This is a genomic window from Candidatus Solincola tengchongensis, assembly GCF_015711935.1.
In the GTDB taxonomy this organism is placed as follows: Bacteria; Actinomycetota; Geothermincolia; order Geothermincolales; family RBG-13-55-18; genus Solincola_A; species Solincola_A tengchongensis.
In genome coordinates this window covers 101,247-123,619 of the sequence record NZ_JACVJJ010000031.1, presented here as the reverse complement: position 1 = coordinate 123,619, position 22,373 = coordinate 101,247, and the positions used below count along the sequence as shown (strand labels likewise).

Here is a 22,373-nt window from a genome sequence, read left to right as displayed (position 1 = left end):
GATGGTGGACCATGTCCAGAACAAGACACTCCGTAGCCAGGAGGAAGAGAAGGAAGAAGATCTTGGCCATGGCCAAGGGCTACCGGGGGGCGCGCAGCCGCACCTTCCGCAGCGCGCACGAGCAGGTCATGCACTCGCTGCAGTACGCCTACCGCGACCGGCGGGCCAGGAAGAGGGACTTCCGCCGGCTGTGGATAAGCCGCATCAACGCCGCCGCCCGGATGAACGGCATGTCCTACAACCGCTTCATCCGGGGCCTGAAGCTGGCGGAGGTTGAGGTAAACCGCAAGGTGCTCGCGGACCTGGCGGTAAACGACCCCGCCTCCTTCACCGAGCTGGTAAGAATAGCCAGAGAGAGCCTGGAGGGCGAGACGGAGGCGAAGGAGGCGAGTGCCTGATGGGGTTCGCCAGGCGGGATTCATAGAGAGCCCGAAGAACGAGCGCGTCAAGCGTTACCGCCGCCTGCTCAAGCGCAGTTTTCGTTACCGCGAGGGGCTTTTCCTGGCCGAGGGGCTGAAGGCGGTGGCCGAGTCCCTCCAGGCCGACATACCCCCGGAGTGCGTCATCTGCGACCAGAGGGGCCTGGAAGCCCTAGAGGCTTATGCCGATTTCCTGCGGGCCAGGGACATACCCTGTTTCCAAGCCTCCCCACAGGTTATGGAGCTCCTGGCCTCTACGGTCACCCCTCAGGGCCTGGTGGCCGTGTGCCCCATGCTCCACAAGCCCCTGGAGGAACTCCTGAACCGCGTCCCGCCCGTGCTCCTGGTGGCCGATAGGGTAAGGGATCCCGGGAACCTCGGCACCATGGTGCGCATCGCTGACGCCGCGGGGGTGGGGGGCGTCATCGTCTGCTCGGAGAGCGTGGACCTCTACAACCCAAAGACGGTGCGCAGCACGGCGGGTTCCATCTTCCATCTCCCGGTGTGCGTGGGCCCAGCGCCGGACGAGGCGTTGAGGTCGCTCAAGGAAGCCGGCTATTCCCTGATGGTGGCGGATGCCCGTGAGGGGGAGGTGGTCTGGGATATACAGTGGCCGGAACGCGTGGCCCTGGTGATGGGCAACGAGGCCTGGGGAATACCGGAAAGGGAATGTGAGCTGGCGGACGGCAGGGTGAGGATTCCCCTCGCCGGCCGGGCGGAGTCCCTTAACGTGGCCGCCGCCACGGCGGTCATCCTCTTCGAGATGATGCGCAGGAAGAGGGGGTGACCTTTCGGAACGGATGGCCGGAGACCCTCGAGAGACACCGGTCCCCCGCCGCAAGACGAGAAGGGCGTAAATGGCCCCCGCGGGTGAATTCCGCCCTGTGGCTTATGGCGGGGACGCCTTCCGCGAGGGGGGCTCGACGTGATGATGATCCGACTGGAGGTAGCCGCGTGGAAAGAGGTGAGGTCATGATCCCGGAGGAGCTGCAGGAGGAGATGCTCTCCCACCCCGTTCTGGGACCGCTTTTCGGGAGGTTGAGGCAGGACTTGGAGAGGGCGGTGGACGCCCGTTCCCTGGAGGAGATAAGGATAGCCTATCTGGGCAGGAAGGGAAAGGTCACCGCCGTGCTGCAGGGTATCAAGGACCTCCCTTCCGAGGAGAGAAGGGCCACGGGGCGGCTGGCCAACCTCTTGAAGGACGGGCTGGAGGCGGAGCTGGCGTCCCGCCTAGAGCGCGTCCGGGAGGCGGAGCTGGAGGAGTCCCTGCGCCGGGAGAGGCTGGACATCTCCCTTCCCGGAAGGCGCGTTCCCTACGGCACCCGCCATCTTCTTTCCTCCATCATCGAGGAGATAGAGGACATCTTCATCGGCCTCGGATACCGGGTGGCGGAGGGCCCGGAAGTGGAGCTGGACTACTACAACTTCGAGGCCCTGAACACGCCGGACTGGCATCCTTCCAAATCCCTCCAGGACACCTTCTACGTGGAGGTGCCGGGCAGCGACCGGCGGGACGTGCTCCTGCGCACCCACACCTCGCCGGTGCAGATAAGGGTCATGGAGTCCACTCCCCCTCCGGTGTACATCATCGCTCCCGGAAAGGCCTACCGCCATGATGTCCCGGACGCCACTCACTCACCCATGTTCCACCAGGTGGAGGGGCTGGCTGTGGACGAGGGCCTCTCCCTGGGAGACCTCAAGGGTACTCTGGTAACATTTGCCAAGAGGATGTTCGGGGAGGACCGTGAGGTGCGCTTCCGTCCCCACTTCTTCCCCTTCACCGAGCCCAGCGCGGAGGTGGACGTGTCCTGCAACATGTGCGGAGGGGCCGGTTGCCGGGTGTGCAAGGGGACGGGATGGCTGGAGATACTAGGCGCCGGGATGGTGGATCCCAACGTCTTCGCCTACGTGGGCTACGACGCGGAGAGGTGGAGCGGTTTCGCTTTCGGCATGGGCGTGGAGCGCATCGCCCTGCTCAAGTACGGCGTGCCGGACATACGTTATTTCTTCGACAACGACCTGCGGCTTCTGATGCAGTATTAGGGGGTGGCGGGGCATGCGCGTGCCGTTGAAGTGGCTGTCGGAATACGTGGACCTGGCGATGGATGCCGGGGAGCTGGCGGAGCTGCTCACCGCCTCCGGGACCTCGGTGGAGGCCGTGGAGAGAGCCGGAGGGGAATGGAAGGGATGTGTGGTGGGCAGGGTCCTCCAGGTATCCCCCCATCCCTCCGCCGACCGCCTATCGGTCTGCCGGGTGGACGTCGGGGGTTCGTCGAGGGACATCGTCTGCGGCGCTCCCAACGTGCGACCGGGGATGGCCTGCCCGGTGGCCCTCCCCGGGGGGAGGCTCCCCGACGGGACGGTCATAGGGGAGGCGGAGATACGGGGGGTGGTCTCCTCCGGGATGCTGCTCTCCGAGAAGGAACTGGGACTGTCCGACGACGCCGAGGGCATCATGGAGTTGGACCCGGACCTGGAGCCGGGAAAAGACCTCGCCGATGCTCTGGATGTCGAGGACAACGTCCTTGTCCTGGAAATCACTCCCAACCGGCCCGACTGCCTGAGCATGCTGGGAGTGGCCCGGGAAGTGGCCGCCCTCACCGGTGCCGAGCTGCGCCGCCCCCGCTTCAGCCTGGTGGAGGAGGGCGATCCGGCCTCTACGGAGGTCCGCGTGGAGATATTGGAGGCCGAGAGGTGCCCCCGTTACGTGGCCCGGCTAATCGATGAGGTTAGTATCCGGCCCTCCCCGTGGTGGATGAGGAACCGCCTGCGCGCCGCCGGGGTACGCCCCATCAACAACGTAGTGGACGTCACCAACTACGTGATGCTCGAGTTGGGGCAGCCGCTTCACGCCTTCGACTATCACCTCCTCGAGGGGGGACACATCATCGTGCGCTGCATGAAGGAGGGCGAACGCCTCACCACCCTGGACGGCGTGGAGAGGGAACTGCACCCTGACGACCTCCTCATCTGCGACCCGCGGGGTCCGGTGGCCCTTGCCGGGGTCATGGGCGGCGAGAACACGGAGGTCCACCCGGGCACGGTCAAGGTGCTCCTGGAATCCGCCCACTTCAGCGCGCCGGGGATAATGCTCACCTCACGCCGCCACGAGCTCACCTCAGAGGCCTCCTACCGCTTCGAGAGGGGCGTGGACCCGGCGGGTTGCCTTTTCGCCGCCGACCGTGCCGCCTTCCTCATGCGGGAGACGGCCGGGGGCAGGGTGCGCCCGGGGGCGGTGGACGTGGTGGCCAAGCCGGAGGTCCTGCGGCCCAGGGAGCTGAACCTGAGGGTGGGGAGGGCGGCGAGGCTGATCGGCGTCTCCCTTTCCGCTCACGAGGCCAGAAGGATACTCGTCTCCCTGGGCATGGAGGTCGTATCACGGGAAGGAGGCGCCGTCACCGACGCGGAGGCACCCGCGCCGATACCCGACGTGCCGCATGTAAGGGGAAGCGCCGAGGGGGAAGAGGTGCTGGCGGTCAAGGTCCCCACCTTCCGTCCGGACCTGGAGAGGGAGATCGACCTGGTAGAGGAGCTGGCCCGCGTCTACGGTTACCACCGGGTTCCCATCACCCTTCCCCGTACCTCCCACAACGTCGGATTTCTCACCCGGGAGCAGAGGCTGCGCCGGGAGATCGCCCGGGTGATGGTGGCTTGCGGGCTGCACGAGGCCATCACCTGGTCCTTCGTTCCCTCATGGTGGATGGACCTCCTGGACCCGGAGAGGAAGCACCTCCCGGAGAATCCCCTGCGCATCCGCAACCCCCTGAGCGAGGAGGCCTCCATCATGCGGCCCACGCTGCTCCCCGGGCTACTGGAGGCGGTGCGCTTCAACCTCAACCGGCGGGTCACGGACGTGCACCTCTTCGAGATGGGCAGGGTCTTCATGCCCCGAGAGGCGGAGGTGTTGCCGGAGGAGCCCCTTCTTCTGGGCTGCGCCCTGGCCGGGAGATGGATGCCCAAAGACTGGGACCAGGAGCCGCAAGAGGCGGACTTCTACGTCCTGAAGGGCATCCTGGAAGTCCTGCTCCGCGCCCTCCACGTGGAGGGGTGGTGCCTGCGCAGGTCCGAGTATCCCTTCCTGCACCCGGCCAGGAGCGGAGAGGTGGTGCTCGGGGAAAGAGCGGCGGGATACCTGGGCACCCTCCATCCGCGTGTGGCGGAGGCGCTGGACGTGCCCGAGGGCCTGGAGGTCATGGAGCTGGACGTCTCCGCCCTGGTGGAGGCGGCGCGGACGGTCCCTCCCTACCGGGACATACCCCGTTTCCCGGCCGTGCAGATGGACCTGGCGGTAGTGGTGCGGGAGGAAATCGACGCCGGAGAGGTGGAAAGGGTCATCCGGGAGGCGGGGGGAGAGCTCCTCCGCGAGGCGAGGCTCTTCGACCTATACCGCGGGGAGCAGCTGGGCGAGGGGGAGAAGAGCCTGGCCTACAGCCTGGTTTTCCATGCCCCGGACAGGACGCTCCGGGACGAGGAGGCCCGCACGGCGGTGGAGGACATCGTGAGGGCGCTGGGGGAGAAACTGGGCGCCCGCCTGCGTTGAACCCCAATCCCCGCGGCGGACCGCGCCTGGTGCCGCATCCGCACGACCCCTTCTGCGGGGCGGCGGCACCTGAATCCACGGGGAAGGGAAGTCGCCGTCATACCCGCCACGGACCACGGCGACGTGATGGGCGAAATTGATGGGATGAGCGGGAGGTCGGGTCAGGCACCCGCCTCGCCGAGGAAGGCGCGGTTGAACTTGCGCATGAGGCGCGATTTGCGGTTGGCGGCGTTGTTCTTGTGGATGATGCCGTCGCCTGCCGCCTTGTCCAGGGCCTTCACCGCTTTCTTCAGGTAGGCCTCGCTCTCCTCCCTGTCGCCGCGCTGCAGGGCGGCCTCGAACTTGCGGATGTAGGTCTTGATCTCCGACTTGCGCGAACGGTTGCGCATGCGGCGCTTGGCGGCTTGGCGCATGCGCTTCTCCTGCTGCTTGATGTTGGGCAAGAACCTCTCCTCCTTTCCTCAAACAGCGCTCATTTTAACACAACCGGTCGGCACGGCAAAGAGAGGGGATTCCGCCGCGGCGTCTCCGTGCCTCGCGGCTGTTATAATTACCTCGGTGTTTAAGACATGAAAAGGGAGAGAATAAGGAACTTCTGCATAATCGCCCACATCGACCACGGTAAATCCACCCTGGCGGACAGGTTCCTGGAGATCACGGAGACCGTGCCCCGGCAGAAGATGGCCGACCAGTACCTGGACCGCATGGAGCTGGAGCGGGAACGGGGCATAACCATCAAGGCCCAGGCGGTGCGCATGGAGTGGGCTCCCGAAGAGGGGGAGCCCTACCGCTTGAACCTCATCGACACCCCGGGGCACGTGGACTTCTCCTATGAGGTCTCCCGCAGCCTGGCCGCCTGCGAGGGCGCCGTCCTCCTCGTGGACGCTGCCCAGGGGGTGGAGGCCCAGACGGTGGGAAACGCCTACCTGGCCGTGGAGGCGGGGCTCACCCTCATACCCGTGGTGAACAAGATAGACCTGCCAGCGGCGGACGTGGAGGGGACGGCCATGGAGCTGGCCGATCTCCTGGGCATAGACCCCTCGGAGGTACTGGGGGTCTCGGCCAAGACCGGGGAGGGGGTGGAGGAGCTGCTGCAACGCATCGTGAGGGAGGTGCCGCCCCCGGGAGGGGATCCAGGGCTGCCCCTAAGGGCCCTGGTCTTCGACTCTTCCTACGACACCTACCGCGGTGTGGTGGCCTTCATCCGGGTGGTGGAGGGAAGGGTCTCCCAGGGGGACCGGGTCCTCTTCATGGCCTCCGGGACCAGGGCGGAAGTGGACGAGGTGGGATATTTCTCTCCCGATATGACCTCCTGCCGGGAACTGGAGGCCGGGGACGTGGGGTACATAATAACCGGCGTGAAGGACGTAAGCCGCATCAAGGTGGGGGACACGGTCACCGGACACGAACGGCCCGCGCCGGAGCCGCTCCCCGGTTACCGGGAGCCCAAGCCCATGGTCTTCGCCGGCGTCTATCCCGTGGATTCCGATGACTTCCAGGAACTGGAAGACGCCCTCCAGAAGCTGAAGCTGAACGACGCCTCGCTGACCTTCGTCCGGGAGAACTCCAAGGCCCTGGGGTTCGGGTTCCGCTGCGGCTTCCTGGGGCTCTTGCACATGGAGATCGTGCAGGAGCGCCTGGAGAGGGAATACGGTCTGGACCTGGTGATCACCGCCCCCAACGTGGTCTACGAGGTGGTGAAGAGGAACGGCGAGGTCATCCACATCCAAAGCCCCTCCGACCTCCCGGACATGGCCGTGGTGCGCGAGATAAGGGAACCCTACGTTCAGGCCACCATACTGGTGCCGCCGGATTATGTGGGCCCGGTGCTCGAGCTGGTCAAGGAGCGCAGGGGCATCTACCAGGACATGACTTACCTCTCCGGCCGCCGTGTGGAGCTGCGCTGCCGCCTCCCCCTGGCGGAGATGGTGGTCGACTTCTACGACCAGCTCAAGTCCCGCAGCCGGGGATACGCCTCCCTGGACTACGAGCACCTGGGGTTCCTCCCCGGAGACCTGGTGAGGCTGGACATCCTCATCCACGGAGAGCCCGTGGACGCCCTCTCTTCCATCGTGGAGAGAGGGCGGGCCCACGAGTACGGAAAGCGCGTGGTGGTCAGGCTGCGCGAGCTCATCCCCCGCCAGCTCTTCGACGTGCCCGTGCAGGCGGCGGTGGGAAGCCGGGTGGTGGCCCGCGAGACCATCAAGGCCCGGCGGAAGGATGTCCTGGCCAAGTGCTACGGGGGGGACGTGACCCGCAAGAAGAAGCTCCTGGAGAAACAGAAAGAAGGCAAGAAGCGCATGAAGATGGTGGGGAAGGTGGAGATCCCCCAGGAGGCCTTCATCTCCGCCCTGCGCATGGGCCGGGAGGAGAGGCCCGGATGAGGCTCTACGTCCACTGGCCGTTCTGTGTGCGTCGCTGCTCCTACTGCGATTTCCTGGCCCGCACGGCGAACCCTCGCCTAATGCGCGATTATGCGACCGCCTTGAGGAAGGAACTGGAATTGCTCGCCCGGGAGGCGCGGGGAATGGGGGGATTGCGTTCCCTGTACCTGGGGGGAGGCACCCCTTCCACCCTCTCCGGCCGCGAGGTGGGCGAGCTGGTGGCCCTGGTGAGCCGGCTCTTCGGGTTCCGCCGGGGAGCGGAGATAAGCGTGGAGGTGAACCCGGCCACCTGGGGGCCGGACGACTTCCGGGAGGTGAGGCTTGCCGGGGTGAACCGAGTGAGCATCGGGGCGCAGAGCATGGACGACGGTTGCCTGCGGCGCCTGGGGAGGCTACACGGCTGCGAGGAGATTTACAAGGCAGTGAGGGACGCCCGCCGCGCCGGCATCCCCTCCCTCTCCCTTGACCTCCTCTACGGCCTCCCAGTAGGCTGGGGCGGGCATCTGGCGGAGAACCTGGAAAAGGCGCTCGAGCTCTCCCCGCACCACCTGAGCCTCTACGCCCTCACCCTCCATCCCGGCACCCCACTGGAGGCGGCCGTGCGCCGGGGTGAGGCGCTCCTTCCGGACGAGGACGAGACGGCGGAGGAGTACCTCTCGGCGAGGGCCACCCTTACGGCAGCCGGGTACGTGCATTACGAGATTTCCAATTTCTCCCAGCCAGGGCACGAATGCCGGCACAACCTCGCCTACTGGAGGCGGGAGGAGTACCTGGGGGCCGGGGCGGGAGCCCATTCCCTGTGGCGTGGGTGCCGCCTTCGCAACACGGAGAGCGTACTCGGTTACCTCCGGGAACTCGGAAGGGGGCGGCTCCCGGTGGTGGAGCGCATCCGCGTGCCGGGAGAGGAGATCCGGGAGGAGAGGGTCATGCTCGGGCTGCGGACCTCCAAGGGGGTCCCGGAGCGCCTACTGGGAGGGCCCGGGAAGGCGGCGGAGATGGAGCGCCTCGGCCTGCTGCTTAAAAGAGGGGGGCGCGTGTACCTCACCCCGCGCGGGATGTTGCTCTCCAATGCGGTAATCGTCGAGCTCCTGTCCGCTTGACGTGCCATCATCGCTGCGGGTAACTTATTTATTGAGTAGCACTCAAAGGAGGAGAGTGCTAATGCTCGACAAGAGGCAGCAGAAGATACTGAAGGCGGTCGTCTACAAGTATATAATGACCGGGGTCCCGGTGGGCTCCAAGTCCCTGGCGGAGAGCCTTAACCTGGGCATCAGCCCGGCCACCATACGCAACGAGCTGAGCAAGCTGGAGGGGATGGGATACCTCTACCAGCCGCACGTCTCGGCCGGAAGGGTGCCCACGCCGCTGGGATACCGTTTCTACGTGGACTCCCTCATCGGCCGTACCCGCCTGAGGGAGGAGGAGAAGGAGGCCATCCTCACTCTTTTCTCCAGCAAGACCAAGGAACTCGAGGACCTCCTCCAGGAGACCACGAACCTCCTCTCCCGGCTGACCAGCACCGCGGCCATGGTCATCGCTCCCACCCTCCGACGCAACCTAATCAAACACATCGACCTGGTGAGGCTGGCCGGGGAGGCCATGCTCCTGGTGATCATCACCGACACCGGGAGGGTGGAGAAGAAGCTCCTGGACCTGGAGCCGCAGGAGCAGGAATTGGACCTGGAAGCGGTGCAGGGCTACCTGAACCGCCACCTGCAGGGCAAGGGCTCCGATGACCTGCGGGAGTTCCGCGTGGGCAAGGGGATGCGCGATCCCAGGGCAGTGCGGCTCGCGGAAAGGGTGGCGGAGGCCATAAGGGACATCCTCACCCAGGAGCAGTACGAGAAGATATACGTTGGCGGGACCACCAACCTGCTACGCTATCTGGATGAGGAAGGAAGGAGCCGCATAGAGAGCCTGCTCCGCCACTTCGAGGAGCACTACTTCCTCCTCAACCTCCTCGGCGAGGTCATCCGGGCAAAGGAGCTCACCGTGCGCATCGGTGACGAGAACGTCTTCAAGGAGCTGCAGTACTTCAGTCTGGTGGCCACGCCGTACGCGGTTGGCGAGGAGACCATGGGCACGGTGAGCGTCCTGGGGCCCACGCGCATGGACTACGCCAGGGTGATCCCCACCGTCGACTTCATCGCCAAATCCCTCAGCCGGACCCTGGAGATGCTGAGGGGTTGAGGGGGTGAAGTGCGGGTAGCATGAAGGACTATTACGCCGTTCTGGGAGTCTCCCGCCACGCGGACCAGGAGGAGATAAAGAGAGCCTACCGCAGGCTGGCCCGCCGCTACCACCCCGACGTGAACCGTGGCGACCGGGAGGCTGCGGAGCGCTTCAAGGAGATAAACGAGGCCTACGAGGTGCTCGGGGACCCTGCGAAGAGGAGGAGGTACGACCTCTACGGGGAGAGCGGCGGGATCCCCTCCGTCTTCGAGGGGGGGTTCGAGGGGTTCGGGGATCCCTTCAGCGACCTTTTCAACCTCTTCTTCGGGAGGGGTCGCACGCGCGCCGCGCACGCCCCGCGCCGGGGGAGCGACCTGGTGACGGTGGTGGAGATATCCCTTGAGGAAGCCTATCGGGGGGTGAAAAGGGTCGTGGAGGTCCCCCGCCGCCAGACCTGCGACTCCTGCGGCGGGACCGGCGTGGAGAGCGGATACGCCATGGACCTCTGTCCGGAGTGCGGCGGGGAGGGGAGGATCACCCACACGCGGCGCAGCGCCTTCGGCACCTTCACCTCCTCCACCACCTGCCGCCGCTGCGGCGGTATGGGAGAGATAAACACCCACCCCTGTACCCGCTGCGGTGGGGGTGGGGCGGTGGAGAGCCTGGATCCCGTGGAGGTGGAGATACCGGCGGGCATCGACGACGGGGACCGCATCCGCGTTCCGGGGAGAGGGGAGGCGGGCTACATGGGAGGCCCTCCCGGCGACCTCTACGTGGAGGTCCGCGTATCGGAGCACGAGTTCCTGGAACGTGATGGGCACGACCTGCGGGCGGTCGTCGAGTTGAGCATGGCCGAAGCCGCCCTGGGCACGGTGGTGGAGGTGCCCACGCTGGAAGGCACGGAAAGGCTCACCATTCCCGCGGGCAGCCAGCCGGGACAAGTCTTCAGGCTGCCGGGAAAGGGGATGCCCCGCCTGCATTCCCGCGGGAAGGGAGACCTCTACCTGGTCCTGGACGTCCAGGTCCCCCGCGACCTCACTGCGGAACAGAGGAGGCTCCTGGAGGAGTTCCAGAGGCTGGAAGCGGAGAAGCGCAGGGGGCAGGGCTGGCGGGAGCGCTTGAGAAAGGCGATGAGGCCGCAGCATTGACTATTGCCAGATTTTACCTTGAAGATCTCGCGGATACCGCGGACTGCGCCTTCCTTGAGGATGAGGAGCACCGTCATTCCCGCGTGCTGCGCCTGAGGCGCGGCGAGGAGGCCTTGATACTTGACGGCAGAGGGACTGTCTGCCGCGCCGTGGTGGCGGAAATAACTTCCAGCCGAACCAGGCTGGAGATCCTGGAACGCTATCGGGAGGAGGAGGAGAGGCCGCGTTTTTACCTCTTCCAGTCCACCCTTCCCTCCTCCCGGATGGAGGAGGCCCTGCGCCGCAGCGTGGAGCTGGGCGTGGCGGCGGTCATCCCCTTTCTGTCGCTGCGTTCGCGCCCCATGCCGGATACCGGTAAGCTGGAGAGGTGGAGGAGAGTGGCGCGGGACGCGTCGCGAGTGGCCGGTAGGGCCTACCTGCCGCGGCTGGAGGCGCCCCTTGCATGGGAGTGCCTCCTGGAACGCATAAACTCGTGCCCCGTCGCCCTCCTGGCCGACGAGCGGGGAGGCGTGCGCCCGGCGGAGGTCCTCGGAGGTGAGGAGGACGAGATTGCCTTTATCGTCGGCCCGGAAGGGGGGTTCCAAGGGACGGAGAGGGAGCAGCTGCTCGAGGCGGGAGCGGTCTCCGTTACCCTGGGGAAGTACAACCTGCGCGCCGAATCCGCCGGGGCGGTCATCCTGGCCGCGGCCAGGGCTTGCTACGGCCTCCTTTGATTTTCGGGTATTGAGGGGCCTGAGGCGTAGGGAGAGGCGTAGAGAAAGGTCGGAGAAACTCCGGAAGAAGATGGGAAAGGTCGCCCTGTACTGCCTGGGGTGCAAGGTAAACCAGGCGGAGAACGAGGAACTGGCCATGAGCCTCGCGAGGCTCGGACACCGGCTGGTGAGGGAACCGGCCGAGGCCGACCTCTGCGTGGTCAACACCTGCACGGTGACCGCGGAGAGCGACCGCAAGTGCCGGAAGCTCATCCGCGGTCTGGCCCGCAGGGGAGCCAGCGGCATCGTGGTCGCCGGCTGCTACGCGGAGACGGAGCCGGAGGCCCTGTCCCGGCTGCCTGGCGTCCAGGCCCTGATCCCCAACCATGAGAAGGGGGATTGGGTGGAGAGGATACATGCCATGCTCCCGCCTCCGGGAGAGCCGGATGCCCACCATGCTGGCCGTTCCCGGGGTTTCATCAAGGTACAGGACGGGTGCCAGAGGAAGTGCTCATATTGCGTGGTCCCTCTCGCCCGCGGACCGGAGCGTTCCCGGCCAGCGGGCGAGGTCCTGGAGGTCGCCTCACGCCTGCTGGAAAGGGGATGCCGCGAGCTGGTGTTGAGCGGGGTCAATCTGGGAAGATATGGAAAGGATGGCGAATACGACCTCGGGGACTTGGTGAGGGATGTCCTCGGCCTGGGGCGCGCTTTCCGGGTGCGCCTGAGCTCCATCGAGCTCGAGGACCTGCGTCCGGAGTGGCTCGAGGAGTGGTCAAGGGAACCCCGGGTCTGTCCCCACCTGCACATCCCGCTGCAGAGCGGCGACGACCGCATCCTGCAGGACATGGGCCGGGGATACGACTCCTCGCGTTTCCTGGCCCTAGCGGAGGCGTTGCGCCGGCTGTGGCCCGCCGCGGCACTGACCACGGAGGTGATAGTCGGGTACCCGGGCGAGGACGGGGCAGCCTTCCGGCGCACGGTGGAGGTGCTGGAGCGCGCGGGCGTATCCAGGGTTCACGTCTTCCGCTTCTCCCCCCGCCCCGGCACCCGAGCCTGGGGGAGGAGGGACGAGGTGGACGTCGCGGAGGCGGAGAGGAGGTCGGAGTTTTTGCGTGCGCTGGCCGAGAGGTGGCGTCTGGACCACATCCGGCGCCACATTGGTGAGGAACGAACCCTCCTGGTGGAGGGGGAGTGCCGCCGAGGAGGGGAAAAGGTGGCCTCGGGCACCACGGAGGATTACATAAAGGCCGTCCTGCACGGAGACGGCGGCCGTTTGCCGCCCGGCTCCCTCGTGCGGGTGAGGCTGGAGGGGGTGGCCGAGGGGAGGGCTCTGGCCGTGCCCTTGAGAGGTTGAGGGATAGACGGCCGGCGCTGGAGGGATCGAAAAAAGTCCTTTTAAAAGGGAGCCATCAAAGAATGCGGGAGCCCGTATCGAGGCGTGACGAACGGAGGAGGGGGCAAGGGAGGTGAAAATGGAGGACTGCATCTTCTGCCGCATCGCGAAGGGGGAGATGGACGCCGACATCGTCTACTCCGACGACCGGGTGGTGGCCTTCCGGGACATCAACCCCCAGGCGCCGGTGCACGTGCTGGTCGTTCCCCGCGAGCACCTGCGCTCGGCCTTCGACCTGGGGGAGGAGGACGGTGAGCTGCTCGCCCGGATCTTCAAGGTCATCCGGCGTATATCCGAGGATGAGGGTATAGCGGGCACAGGCGTGCGCATCCTGACCAACGTGGAGAGGGGCGCGGGACAGAGCGTCTTTCACCTCCACTTCCACGTCCTGGGAGGGAGGCCGATGCTCTGGCCGCCGGGTTGAGATAGGAGGTCGATAGGGACTTGTCGCAAAGAAAGAAGGCGCAGGAGACGGAGGGCGGCAGGAAGGAGCTCAAGATCCTGGTCCCGGGGAACCAGCCCATGGTCAACTTGCTGGGAGAGAGGGACGAGCTCCTCAAGATCGTCGAGAAGTCCTTCCGCAGTAGCATCCTGGTGCGCGGCAACGAGATCACCATCTCCGGGGAGGAGGAGGAAGAGCTCGAGGCCCTGGCCAAGCTCTTCGAGGAGCTCATCATGCTCCTCTCATCGGGGATGGACCTCACCCCGGAGAGCGTGGAGAGGGCCATAGAGATGGTACTGGCCGAGGAGGAGCTCAAGCCCACGGAGGTCTTCTCGGACATCATCATCTCACGCCGGGGAAAGGCCATACGCCCCAAGACCCCCAACCAGAAGCGCTACGTGGAGGCCATCCGCAACAACACCATCGTCTTCTCCATCGGGCCGGCGGGTACCGGGAAGACCTACCTGGCCATGGCCATGGCCGTGAAGGCCCTCCTCTCCCGAGAGGTGGGAAGGATAATCCTCACCCGGCCTGCGGTGGAGGCGGGGGAGAAACTGGGGTTTTTACCCGGCGACATCTACCAGAAGGTGGACCCCTACCTCCGCCCGCTCTACGACTGCCTCTACGAGATGCTCGATGTGGAAAAATTCACCAGGTACATGGAGCAGGGGGTCATAGAGGTGGCCCCTCTGGCCTACATGCGGGGTCGCACCCTCAACGATTCCTTCATCGTCCTAGACGAGGCACAGAACACCTCTCCGGAGCAGATGAAGATGTTCCTCACCCGGCTCGGTTTCGGCTCCAAGGCCGTGGTCACCGGCGATATAACCCAGATAGACCTCCCCGGCGGCCAGCCCTCGGGGATGAACGTGGTGCGGGAGATACTCGCCGGCATAGAGGGCATCGAGTTCGTCTACCTGGACGAACGCGACGTCGTGCGGCACAAGATAGTCCAGGAGATCGTCAAGGCCTACCGCCTTTACGACATGCGTTCCGGGAAGGGCGAAGATGGAGGGAGGTGAGCGTCGGCGCCCACCTTCTGGAAGAACCTGGGACCCCGGACGGCGGCGCCCTTAGAGCGGGCTGGTGTATAATATCCTTAAGGAGCCATGGAAGACAAGGAAGGTTCAAGACGGTCCCGCAGGGGACGGAAGGCAGGTTTTCCCGCCTCGGGAAAGGCAAGGTCGCTTCTGGTCTCCCTCACCACGCTTTTCATCCTCCTCGCCGTCCTGGTCCTCGAGTACCTGCCTCGTCCGGCGCGCTTCGAGGTGGGCAAGCCGAGCACGGAGACGGTCATCTCCCCGCGGGATTTCGAGGTCCTCGACGAGGAAGGCACCGAGGCCCTCCGCGAGCAGGAGAGGCGGAAAGTGCAGGACATCTTCGTCAACCGGGCGGCCCTCGACCGAGCCCTGGCGCGCCTGGAGGCCTTCTTCTCACGGGTGGCCGAGCTGCGAGGAGGGGAGAGAACGGGAACGGAGGGGACGGCGGCGCTTCGCCAGGAGTTCGGCGTGGGTATTAGTGATGCCACCTTGAACCTGATCCTGAACGCCTCACCGGAGGATTCCAGGTTGCTTCATTCCTCCGTCTCCCAGCTTTTGAGCCAGGCCATGTCCCGTCCCGTCTCTTACGACAACCTGGAGAGCGTGAAGGCCGAGGCGGCGGATAAGGCCATGTCCCTCTCGCTGCTTGAGGAATTCCGCAGGGCGGCGGCCGACCTGACCTCCGCTTTTCTGGCCATCAACACGGCCTACTCCGCGGAGACGGTGCAAAGGGACATGGAAGAGGCTGCCAGGGCCGTTCCCCCGGTCTACGTCCACTATGTGGCCGGGCAGAAGATTGTGGGCAAGGGGGAGATCATAACCCCCCTCATCCTGGCCTCCCTGCGTGAGGTGGGGGCGCTGTCGCCCATGGGCAGCTACCAGCAGGTGGTGGGGGTGGCGCTCATGGCCCTCCTGCTGTACGCGGGGGCGGCCTGGTTCTTCCTGCGCTACCGGGAAGCGATGCTCGCGGAGTGGAGGACCGTAGCCGCGCTGTGCCTGCTCTTCCTGGCCTACGTTTTCCTGTCGCGCCTCTTCGCTCTCTTCGCGGACCAGAACCCCCTCTGGGGATACCTCGTGCCCTCGGCGCTGGTGGGGTTGACCATGGCCGCCATGCTGGACAACCTCACCGCCCTTTTTACCGGGGTGCTGGCGGGCGTCCTGGGCGGGATCCTTCTCAAGGGCAACTTCCCCCTTGCTGCCTACGTCCTGCTCTCCGGGGTGGCCGGTGCCCTGGCCGTCACCCGCCTCAGGAAGAAGGAGATGCTCTTGAAAGCCGGCGTGGGGATCTCCCTGTTCCTCGCCGTCGGGGCCATGCTCACCGCCTCCCTTTTCAAGGAGTTGCGCCTGGTCTTCCTCTCCGGAGCCATAGGCCTGGGCAACGGGGCCCTGTGCATGCTCCTCGCTCTGGGGGCCATACCGGTGATGGAGAGGATATCCGGTGTCTTCACCCCCATGCACATGATGGAACTGGCCTCGCCCGACCATCCGTTGATGAAGCTCTTGATAAACAAAGCGCCGGGGACCTACAGCCACAGCATCGTGGTGGGAAACCTGGCCGAGGCGGCCGCCCAGGCCATCGGGGCCGATGCCATCCTCACCAGGGTGGCCTCCTATTACCACGACGTGGGGAAGGTTAAGAGGTCCTCCTTCTTCGTGGAGAACCAGCCCGAGGGATTCAACGGGCACGACGGTCTGAAGCCCAATCTCAGCGCCCTGGTGATAACCGCCCACGTGAGGGAGGGTGTGGAGCTGGCCAGGGAATACCGGTTGCCGCCGGAGGTGGTGGACATCATCCACCAGCACCACGGTACCTCTCTGGTGCGCTATTTCTACGCCCAGGCCCTAAAGGACAAGGGGCCCACGGAGAGGGTGGTCGAGACCCGCTTCCGATACCCGGGGCGCAAGCCGCAGACCAAGGAGGCGGCGGTGGTCATGCTGGCCGACGCCGTGGAGGCCGCGGCCAAGGCTCTGGAGCGGCCCACCCCGGTGCAGCTGGAACAACTGGTGCGCAACATGATCCGGGAGAGGTTGGACGACGGGCAGTTGGACGAGTCGGGGCTCACCCTGGCCGACCTGGAGAGGATAACCAGGGAGTTCACCCGCGTCCTCTGCGGCATGTACCACGTGCGCGTGGAATACCCGGCGCTGGTGAAAAGGGAGGGGGCGTGAATGCGGGTGCTGGTGAACCGCCGCTGCCGCTCCGTGCTAGACGAGGGGGCCCTGCGCAGGGCTTGCCTCAAGGCCTTGCGCTCCGAGGGAGCGGCGGAGAACAGCGTGCTGTCCCTGACCGCCCTGAGCGAGAGGGAGATGGCGGATTACAATCGAAAATACCTTAACAGGGATGGGCCCACGGACGTGCTGGCCTTCCCGCTGGGGGAGGACGACGGGGAAACCCGCCTCCTCGGGGACGTCCTCGTATGCCCTTCCTTCGTACGCCGCCACCGGCGGCGTTACGCGGTGGAGGAGGGGAGGGAGCTGGAGCTGGTGGCCGTGCACGGCGTGCTCCACCTCCTTGGTTACGAGGACGAGAGCGAGAAGGGCGCGGGGATCATGGATCGCAGGGCCAGGGAGATCCTGGGGTTGAGGGGGGAGGAAGGAAGGTGAAAGCGGCCGCGTCGTGCGCCATGGCCACAGCCGCCATCACGGGATGGGCCGTTGCCTGGAGGGCGGCGGCTCTGGTGGGCCTGCTCCTGGCGGCGGCCTTTCTGGCCATGGCGGAGATATCCCTGGTCAGCGTGAACCGCTATCGGGTACGTTCCCGGAGGGAGGAAGGGGATCGGAGGGCGGAACGTCTGGAAAGACTGCTGGAACACCCCAGCCGCTTCCTCTCCACCATCCTCATGCTCACCCTGCTTGTCCAGGTGGGGGCTTCGGCCCTGGCCACCGGACTGGCCCTGGAGCTGGGCCTTCCCGGCCCCACGGCCGTGGCCACGGGGGTGATGACCTTCCTCATCTTCATCTTCTCCGAGATGGCCCCCAAGACCTACGCCACCAACCACCCGGAGCGCACCGCCTTTCTGGTCGCCCCGGCGGTAAGGGCACTATCCGCCGTCTTCTACCCTCTGGTCCGTTTTCTCATCGCCATCTCCAACGGGGTGATCAGGCTATTCGGGGGAAAGACCATGCGTGAGGGGCCCTTCGTCACCGAAGGGGACATAAAGGCCCTGGTAACCGCTGCGGAGGAACAGGCGGTCATCGAGGAGGAGGAAAAGAAGCTCATCCATTCCATATTCGAGTTCGGCGACACTCTGGTGAGGGAGGTCATGATCCCGCGCACGGACATGGTCATGCTGGAGGAGGGGGCGAGCATGGAGGAGGCCCTGGAGGTCATCATGAGCTCCGGTTTTTCCCGCATTCCCGTGTACCGGCGCGACTTCGACCACATCGTGGGGGTGCTCTACGCCAAGGACCTGCTGCCATACCTCAAGCGCGGGGAGAGCGACGCCCGGCCCAGGGACCTCTTGCGCGAGGCCTATTTCGTCCCCGAGACCAAGCGGGTGAGCGAGTTGCTCAACGAGATGCGGGCCCTCACCATCCACATGGCAATCGTTCTCGACGAGTACGGAGGCACCTCCGGGCTGGTGACCATAGAGGACCTCCTGGAGGAGATCGTGGGGGAGATCTTCGACGAGTACGACAGCGCGCGAGAGCTCTACGAGAGCCTGGGGGACGGGCGGTACACGTTCGACGCCCGCATCTCCATCGACGACCTCAACGAGTTGCTGGGGACCAAGCTCCCCGCCCATCAGTGGGATACCCTGGGAGGGCTCATGTACAACCTCATGGGAAAGATTCCCAAGCAAGGGGAGGCGGTGGAGTTCGAGAACCTCAGGCTCACCGCCCAGAAGGTGGTGGGGAGGCGGATAGCCAAGGTCCTCCTCGAGGTGCTGGACCGTGAGGGGAACGGAGGAGAAGGGCATCAGGGAGGGTAAAACGGGCTGGCTGGAAGCGGGCCGCCTTCTCGGCGAGGGCATGGCCCTTTATTTCACCCTCCGCTGGGGAGGAGTGAGCCCGCCGCCCTTCACCTCTCTCAACCTCTCCCTGAGCGACGGCGACCATCCCCGCAACGTAATGGAGAACCGCGCCCGGGTGGCGCAGAGGCTGGGGGTGGAGCTGCGGGACGTGGTCTTCATGCGCCAGGTGCACGGGACCAGGGTGTGCAGGGTCTTCAGGGGCGGGAGGCATCGGGAGAGGGTCGTGCCGGCCGCCGACGGCCTCTTCACCACCAGACCCGGTCTGGTACTGGCGGCTCTGACCGCAGACTGCGTTCCCCTGGCCCTCGGTTTCCCCTCCCCGCGGGGTGTGGCCATGCTCCACGCCGGATGGAGGGGGACCATCAACGACATCGCCGGAGAGGCTCTCCGCAAGCTGCGCGCCATGGGGGTGAGTCCCGAGGAGGTCCGCGCGGTGATGGGTCCGGCCATAGGTCCCTGCTGCTACGCGGTGGATGAAGGCAGGGCACTCCTCTTCGTCGAAAAATACGGGGAGGAGAGCGGCGTAGTGAGCGGAGACGGGGTGTCCCGAGTGGATCTCTTCCGCGCCAACCGCATAAACCTGTTGCGGGCCGGACTGCGCGAGGAGAACATCCACCAAGTGGGTGGGTGCACGTGTTGCGACGGTGATTTCTTCTCCTTCCGCAGAGAGGGCGTGACGGGCCGGCAGGGAGCCTTCGTCCTGCTGCTCCCGGGCGAGCGGCGGTGAGGCACGTGAGGCGGCAGGCGGTGGGGAGGGCCCTCTCCGGAGAAGGCCTCGGAAAAGTCTTCCAGAACAAAGGGCCGGCGGCGGGAGACGGTTTCGGTTCGCAGAGGGTAACGGCGAAAGGCAGGGAGCGAGGATGGCCGAGGTAAGGGCACACGTATGGGTGAGCGGACGCGTACAGGGGGTTTACTACCGCTCCTACGCCCAGGACGCCGCCCGCCGGCTGGGCGTTCGGGGTTGGGTGCGCAACAACCGCGACGGTCGAGTGGAGGCGGTCTTCGAGGGCGAGGAGGAGGCGGTGAGGAGGATGATCGACTGGTGCTGGAAGGGTTCCCCGTCCTCCCGGGTGAGCGACGTAGAGGTTGCCTGGGAGGAATACCGGGGGGAGTTCGACGATTTCCGTATCACCTACGGCGGTTGAGGGTCGAACGGTGAGGGAGACCGACATTCTGCTGCGCCTGCTCATGGCCACCGCCTGCGGGGGGCTCATCGGCATGGAGAGGGAACGTGGGGACCGTCCTGCCGGTTTCCGCACCTACATCCTGGTCTCGTTGGGCGCCGCCCTCTTCACCGTGCTCTCGCTCATCGCCTTCCCGGACTCCGACCCCGCCCGCGTGGCCGCGCAGGTGGTGGTGGGCATCGGCTTTCTGGGCGCCGGGGTGATCGTCATCTACGGGGGTACCCACGTGGTGGGCATCACCACGGCGGCCACCATGTGGGCCACGGCGGCGGTGGGGATGGCCTCCGGAGCGGGGTATTTTCTCACCGCGGGTTACTGCACGGGCATCGTCCTTCTGGTGCTCATCGCCCTTCCGTGGGTGGAAACGCGGATCATATCTCGCTTCCAGAGGAGGAGGCTCTACTTCACCGTGCGCTCACTCCCCAGGGAGGACCTGGTACAGGAGGTGCAGGGCGTCCTGGCTGCACACCACATCCCGCACATGTTGTTGAGGATGGAGAGCTGCAAGGCGGGGGAGGGGGAATGCATGCTCCTCCTCCGGGCCACGGTCTCCGGGAAGGTGGACCTCCTGAAGGTGGTCGAGGAACTGAGCGGGCTTACCGGCGTGACCTGGGTGGGCTTCGAGGAATGAGCGCCGCGAGGCGCGGAGGGTCGGAACGGACATGTCCATAGAGGAAAACCTGCGCCGGGTGAGGGAGCGCATAGCCCGGGCCGCCGCGAGGGCGGGAAGGGACCCCGCCGGGGTGGGGCTGGTGGTGGTCAGCAAGGGAAGGACGGTGGCGGAGATACGGGAGGTCCTCGCGGCGGGGCACCGGGTGCTGGGAGAGAACCGGGCCCAGGAGCTGCGGGAGAAGATGTCCTCCATCGCGGAGGACGTGGAATGGCACTTCGTTGGCCATCTGCAGACCAATAAGGTTAATATGGTGGTGGGGAAGGTGAGGCTCATCCATTCCCTGGACAGCCTGAAGCTGGCGGAAGCCGTCTCCTCTCGGGCATGCCGCCTGGGGACGGTGCAGGAGGTCCTGGTACAGGTCAACATCTCCGGAGAGGACAGCAAATTCGGAGTGGCCCCCGAGGAGGCGCGGGGGTTGCTGGAGAGGCTGGTCGAGCTCCCGGGGTTGCGGGTGAGGGGCCTTATGACCATAGCCCCCCTCTGGGCGGAGGGGGAAGAGGCCCGGCCTTATTTCAGGCGACTGCGGGAGTTGAGGGACGAGTTGAAGGAGGACTTCCCGGCAGTGGACCTGAGCTGTCTGAGCATGGGTATGACCCAGGATTACGAGGTAGCGGTGGAGGAAGGAGCCGATCTGGTCCGAGTGGGCACGGCCGTCTTCTCGGGTTAAAATCTTCATGGGAGGTATGCCATGGCTGGATTCTTTCGCAAGGCCCTGATCTACCTGGGGCTGGTGGAGGACGACGAGTTCGAGGACCTGATGGAATACGAGGAGGCCGAGGTCCCGGAGGCCCCTCCCTCCCGGCGCTCCATGCGCGAGGAGGCCAGGGTATCCTCCCTGCAGCCCGTGCCGAACCGTCAGGTGAGGGTGCACATGGTGGAGCCGAAGTCCTTCAACGACGCCGAACAGATCGGCCAGAAGTTCAAGGCGGACATACCGGTGATCATCAACCTACAGCAGGCGGACCCTGAGCTGGCCAAGAGGCTCATAGACTTCGCCAGCGGGCTCACCTACGGGCTCGACGGGGGGATACAGCGCGTCGCCGACCGGGTGTTCCTCCTCACACCGCACAACGTGGAGGTCTCCGCCGAGGATAAGCGCTGGCTCCGGGAGAGGGGCTTCTTCAACCAGTTCTGACCGCAAAGCCCGGAGCTCGCCAACGTCCGGGACGGGCGGCAGGCGGTGGAGTGGGATCTATCTTGTTTTATACGTTCCAAACGAGGTGCGCATGGCCAGGATAGCTTTTATCGGGGGCGGGAGGATGGCCGGGGCCATGCTCTCCAGGCTCGTCGGTTCCGGTTGGTGCCGCGGTGAGGATGTCGTGGTCTCCGACGTCGACCGGCGGAAGCTCGAGGACCTGGCGGCGGAATACGGCGTCGCCGTGACCACGGACAACCGGGAAGCGGCGGCCGGTTCGCAGACGCTGGTCCTGGCGGTCAAGCCCCAGCAGCTCGACGGGGTGCTGGAGGAGATAGCGGGAGTGCTGCACCCCGGCCAGCTCATCGTCTCCATCGCCATGGGCAAGTCCACGCGCCACATCGAGGGTAGGCTCCCGGAGGGCTTGCCGGTGGTGCGGGTCATGCCCAACAACCCGGCCATGGCCGGGGCCGCGGTGTCGGTCATCAGTCCGGGAAGGCACGCCCGCGAGGAGGACCTGGAGCGGGTGAAGGAGATCTTCGGTCTGCTGGGCGAGGTCTATCAGGTAGACGAGGCCTACCAGGACGCGGCCATGGCCGTCTCGGGATGCGGGCCTGCCTATTTCTACCTCGTCGCCGAGGCCCTCGCCGACGCCGGGGTGAAGCTGGGCCTGGACAGGGAACTGGCCCTGAGGCTGGTGGCGGGCACCATGCTGGGCGCCGCCCAGATGCTCCGCCTCTACGATTACGGACCCTCGAGGTTGAAGGACATGGTGGCCTCGCCGGGCGGGTCCACCATCATGGCCCTGGAGGCCCTGGAGGAGGGTGGTTTACGGGCCGCCTTCTTCAAAGCCGTGGAGGCCGCCTACCGGAGGGCCAAGGAGGTGTGAGTTGCGGCTGCTGGGGGAGGTCCTTTGGTGGGCGCTTTTCGTCTATATGTGGTTGATCATATGCCGGGTGCTCATAAGCTGGCTTCCGGTGCGCTGGCCCCGCGGGCTGCGCCCCATGGTGGTGCTGGTCTACGACCTCACGGAACCGGTCCTCTCCGGCTTGAGAAGGGTCATACCCGCCATACCACTGCGGGGCGGAGCCGCACTGGACGCGTCACCCTTCGTGGCCGTCTGCATCATCGCCCTGCTGCATTGGATAATCTCGTTGTTATTGAGATAGATACTGTA

The 22,373-nt window shown here is 65.7% G+C and carries 23 protein-coding genes; 22 read left to right on the top strand and 1 reads right to left on the bottom strand.

What is annotated here, in order from left to right; all coding sequences use genetic code 11:
• The first annotated feature begins 11 nt into the window (after positions 1–11).
• From rplT to pheT, 4 genes are all read left to right on the top strand, one after another.
• Positions 12–398: a 50S ribosomal protein L20 gene (rplT, locus tag H7007_RS02355; RefSeq protein WP_287152886.1), complete on the top strand. Its 387-nt coding sequence runs from the start codon at positions 12–14 to the stop codon at positions 396–398.
• A complete protein-coding gene (locus tag H7007_RS02350) occupies positions 391–1,206 on the top strand; it encodes a TrmH family RNA methyltransferase (RefSeq protein ID WP_287152885.1) in 816 nt (271 codons plus the stop codon). Before rplT ends, H7007_RS02350 begins: the two co-directional genes overlap by 8 nt.
• Positions 1,207–1,418: 212 nt before the next feature.
• Positions 1,419–2,462 (top strand): phenylalanine--tRNA ligase subunit alpha, encoded by a 1,044-nt coding sequence (gene pheS / locus H7007_RS02345; RefSeq protein WP_350340606.1) that lies wholly within the window; start codon positions 1,419–1,421, stop codon positions 2,460–2,462.
• A gap of 13 nt (positions 2,463–2,475) precedes the next feature.
• The gene (gene pheT, locus H7007_RS02340; protein WP_287152883.1) at positions 2,476–4,959 is read left to right on the top strand and encodes a phenylalanine--tRNA ligase subunit beta; all 2,484 of its coding nucleotides are present in this window, start codon (positions 2,476–2,478) and stop codon (positions 4,957–4,959) included.
• A gap of 161 nt (positions 4,960–5,120) precedes the next feature.
• Here pheT and rpsT read toward each other — a convergent pair whose 3' ends face one another.
• Complete coding sequence (rpsT, locus tag H7007_RS02335) at positions 5,121–5,402, bottom strand: 30S ribosomal protein S20 (RefSeq protein ID WP_287152882.1); 282 nt, start codon at positions 5,400–5,402, stop codon at positions 5,121–5,123.
• Between the two features lie 126 nt (positions 5,403–5,528).
• On the opposite strand from rpsT, the gene lepA reads away from it, so the two are divergent.
• The 18 genes from lepA to H7007_RS02245 all read left to right on the top strand — a co-directional run bounded on the left by lepA (position 5,529) and on the right by H7007_RS02245 (position 22,365).
• Complete coding sequence (lepA, locus tag H7007_RS02330; protein ID WP_287152881.1) at positions 5,529–7,343, top strand: translation elongation factor 4; 1,815 nt, start codon at positions 5,529–5,531, stop codon at positions 7,341–7,343.
• Entirely contained in the window at positions 7,340–8,443 is a 1,104-nt protein-coding gene (gene hemW, locus H7007_RS02325) for a radical SAM family heme chaperone HemW (RefSeq protein ID WP_287152880.1), read from the top strand. Before lepA ends, hemW begins: the two co-directional genes overlap by 4 nt.
• A 61-nt stretch (positions 8,444–8,504) precedes the next feature.
• Positions 8,505–9,533 carry a heat-inducible transcriptional repressor HrcA gene (gene hrcA, locus H7007_RS02320; protein ID WP_287152879.1) on the top strand — a complete coding sequence of 343 codons (1,029 nt, stop codon included), beginning with the start codon at positions 8,505–8,507 and terminating at the stop codon, positions 9,531–9,533.
• 20 nt (positions 9,534–9,553) lie between these two features.
• Positions 9,554–10,663, top strand: a complete 1,110-nt coding sequence (dnaJ, locus tag H7007_RS02315; protein ID WP_287152878.1) for a molecular chaperone DnaJ — start codon at positions 9,554–9,556, stop codon at positions 10,661–10,663.
• Positions 10,660–11,376, top strand: a complete 717-nt coding sequence (locus H7007_RS02310) for an RsmE family RNA methyltransferase (protein WP_287152877.1) — start codon at positions 10,660–10,662, stop codon at positions 11,374–11,376. The genes dnaJ and H7007_RS02310 overlap by 4 nt, the downstream gene beginning before the upstream one ends.
• 70 nt (positions 11,377–11,446) lie before the next feature.
• Positions 11,447–12,709 carry a MiaB/RimO family radical SAM methylthiotransferase gene (locus tag H7007_RS02305; protein WP_287152876.1) on the top strand — a complete coding sequence of 421 codons (1,263 nt, stop codon included), beginning with the start codon at positions 11,447–11,449 and terminating at the stop codon, positions 12,707–12,709.
• A gap of 118 nt (positions 12,710–12,827) precedes the next feature.
• The gene (locus tag H7007_RS02300) at positions 12,828–13,172 is read left to right on the top strand and encodes a histidine triad nucleotide-binding protein (protein WP_287152875.1); all 345 of its coding nucleotides are present in this window, start codon (positions 12,828–12,830) and stop codon (positions 13,170–13,172) included.
• Positions 13,173–13,270: 98 nt separating this feature from the next.
• Positions 13,271–14,212, top strand: coding sequence for a PhoH family protein (locus H7007_RS02295; protein WP_350340605.1), 942 nt, complete (start codon positions 13,271–13,273; stop codon positions 14,210–14,212).
• Between the two features lie 87 nt (positions 14,213–14,299).
• The gene (locus H7007_RS02290) at positions 14,300–16,399 is read left to right on the top strand and encodes an HD family phosphohydrolase (RefSeq protein ID WP_287152873.1); all 2,100 of its coding nucleotides are present in this window, start codon (positions 14,300–14,302) and stop codon (positions 16,397–16,399) included.
• Entirely contained in the window at positions 16,400–16,834 is a 435-nt protein-coding gene (gene ybeY, locus H7007_RS02285) for an rRNA maturation RNase YbeY (RefSeq protein ID WP_287152872.1), read from the top strand.
• Positions 16,831–18,162, top strand: coding sequence for a hemolysin family protein (locus H7007_RS02280; protein WP_287152871.1), 1,332 nt, complete (start codon positions 16,831–16,833; stop codon positions 18,160–18,162). The genes ybeY and H7007_RS02280 overlap by 4 nt, the downstream gene beginning before the upstream one ends.
• A complete protein-coding gene (gene pgeF, locus H7007_RS02275) occupies positions 18,125–18,931 on the top strand; it encodes a peptidoglycan editing factor PgeF (protein WP_287152870.1) in 807 nt (268 codons plus the stop codon). Before H7007_RS02280 ends, pgeF begins: the two co-directional genes overlap by 38 nt.
• 133 nt (positions 18,932–19,064) lie before the next feature.
• Positions 19,065–19,349 carry an acylphosphatase gene (locus H7007_RS02270; RefSeq protein ID WP_287152869.1) on the top strand — a complete coding sequence of 95 codons (285 nt, stop codon included), beginning with the start codon at positions 19,065–19,067 and terminating at the stop codon, positions 19,347–19,349.
• Positions 19,350–19,359: 10 nt separating this feature from the next.
• Positions 19,360–20,019: an MgtC/SapB family protein gene (locus H7007_RS02265; protein WP_287152868.1), complete on the top strand. Its 660-nt coding sequence runs from the start codon at positions 19,360–19,362 to the stop codon at positions 20,017–20,019.
• A 31-nt stretch (positions 20,020–20,050) separates the two neighbouring features.
• Positions 20,051–20,728 carry a YggS family pyridoxal phosphate-dependent enzyme gene (locus tag H7007_RS02260; RefSeq protein ID WP_287152867.1) on the top strand — a complete coding sequence of 226 codons (678 nt, stop codon included), beginning with the start codon at positions 20,051–20,053 and terminating at the stop codon, positions 20,726–20,728.
• Between the two features lie 21 nt (positions 20,729–20,749).
• Positions 20,750–21,196, top strand: a complete 447-nt coding sequence (locus tag H7007_RS02255) for a cell division protein SepF (RefSeq protein ID WP_287152866.1) — start codon at positions 20,750–20,752, stop codon at positions 21,194–21,196.
• A gap of 91 nt (positions 21,197–21,287) precedes the next feature.
• Positions 21,288–22,085 carry a pyrroline-5-carboxylate reductase gene (proC, locus tag H7007_RS02250; protein ID WP_287152865.1) on the top strand — a complete coding sequence of 266 codons (798 nt, stop codon included), beginning with the start codon at positions 21,288–21,290 and terminating at the stop codon, positions 22,083–22,085.
• A gap of 1 nt (position 22,086) precedes the next feature.
• Positions 22,087–22,365 (top strand): YggT family protein, encoded by a 279-nt coding sequence (locus H7007_RS02245; protein ID WP_287152864.1) that lies wholly within the window; start codon positions 22,087–22,089, stop codon positions 22,363–22,365.
• Positions 22,366–22,373: the final 8 nt, after the last annotated feature.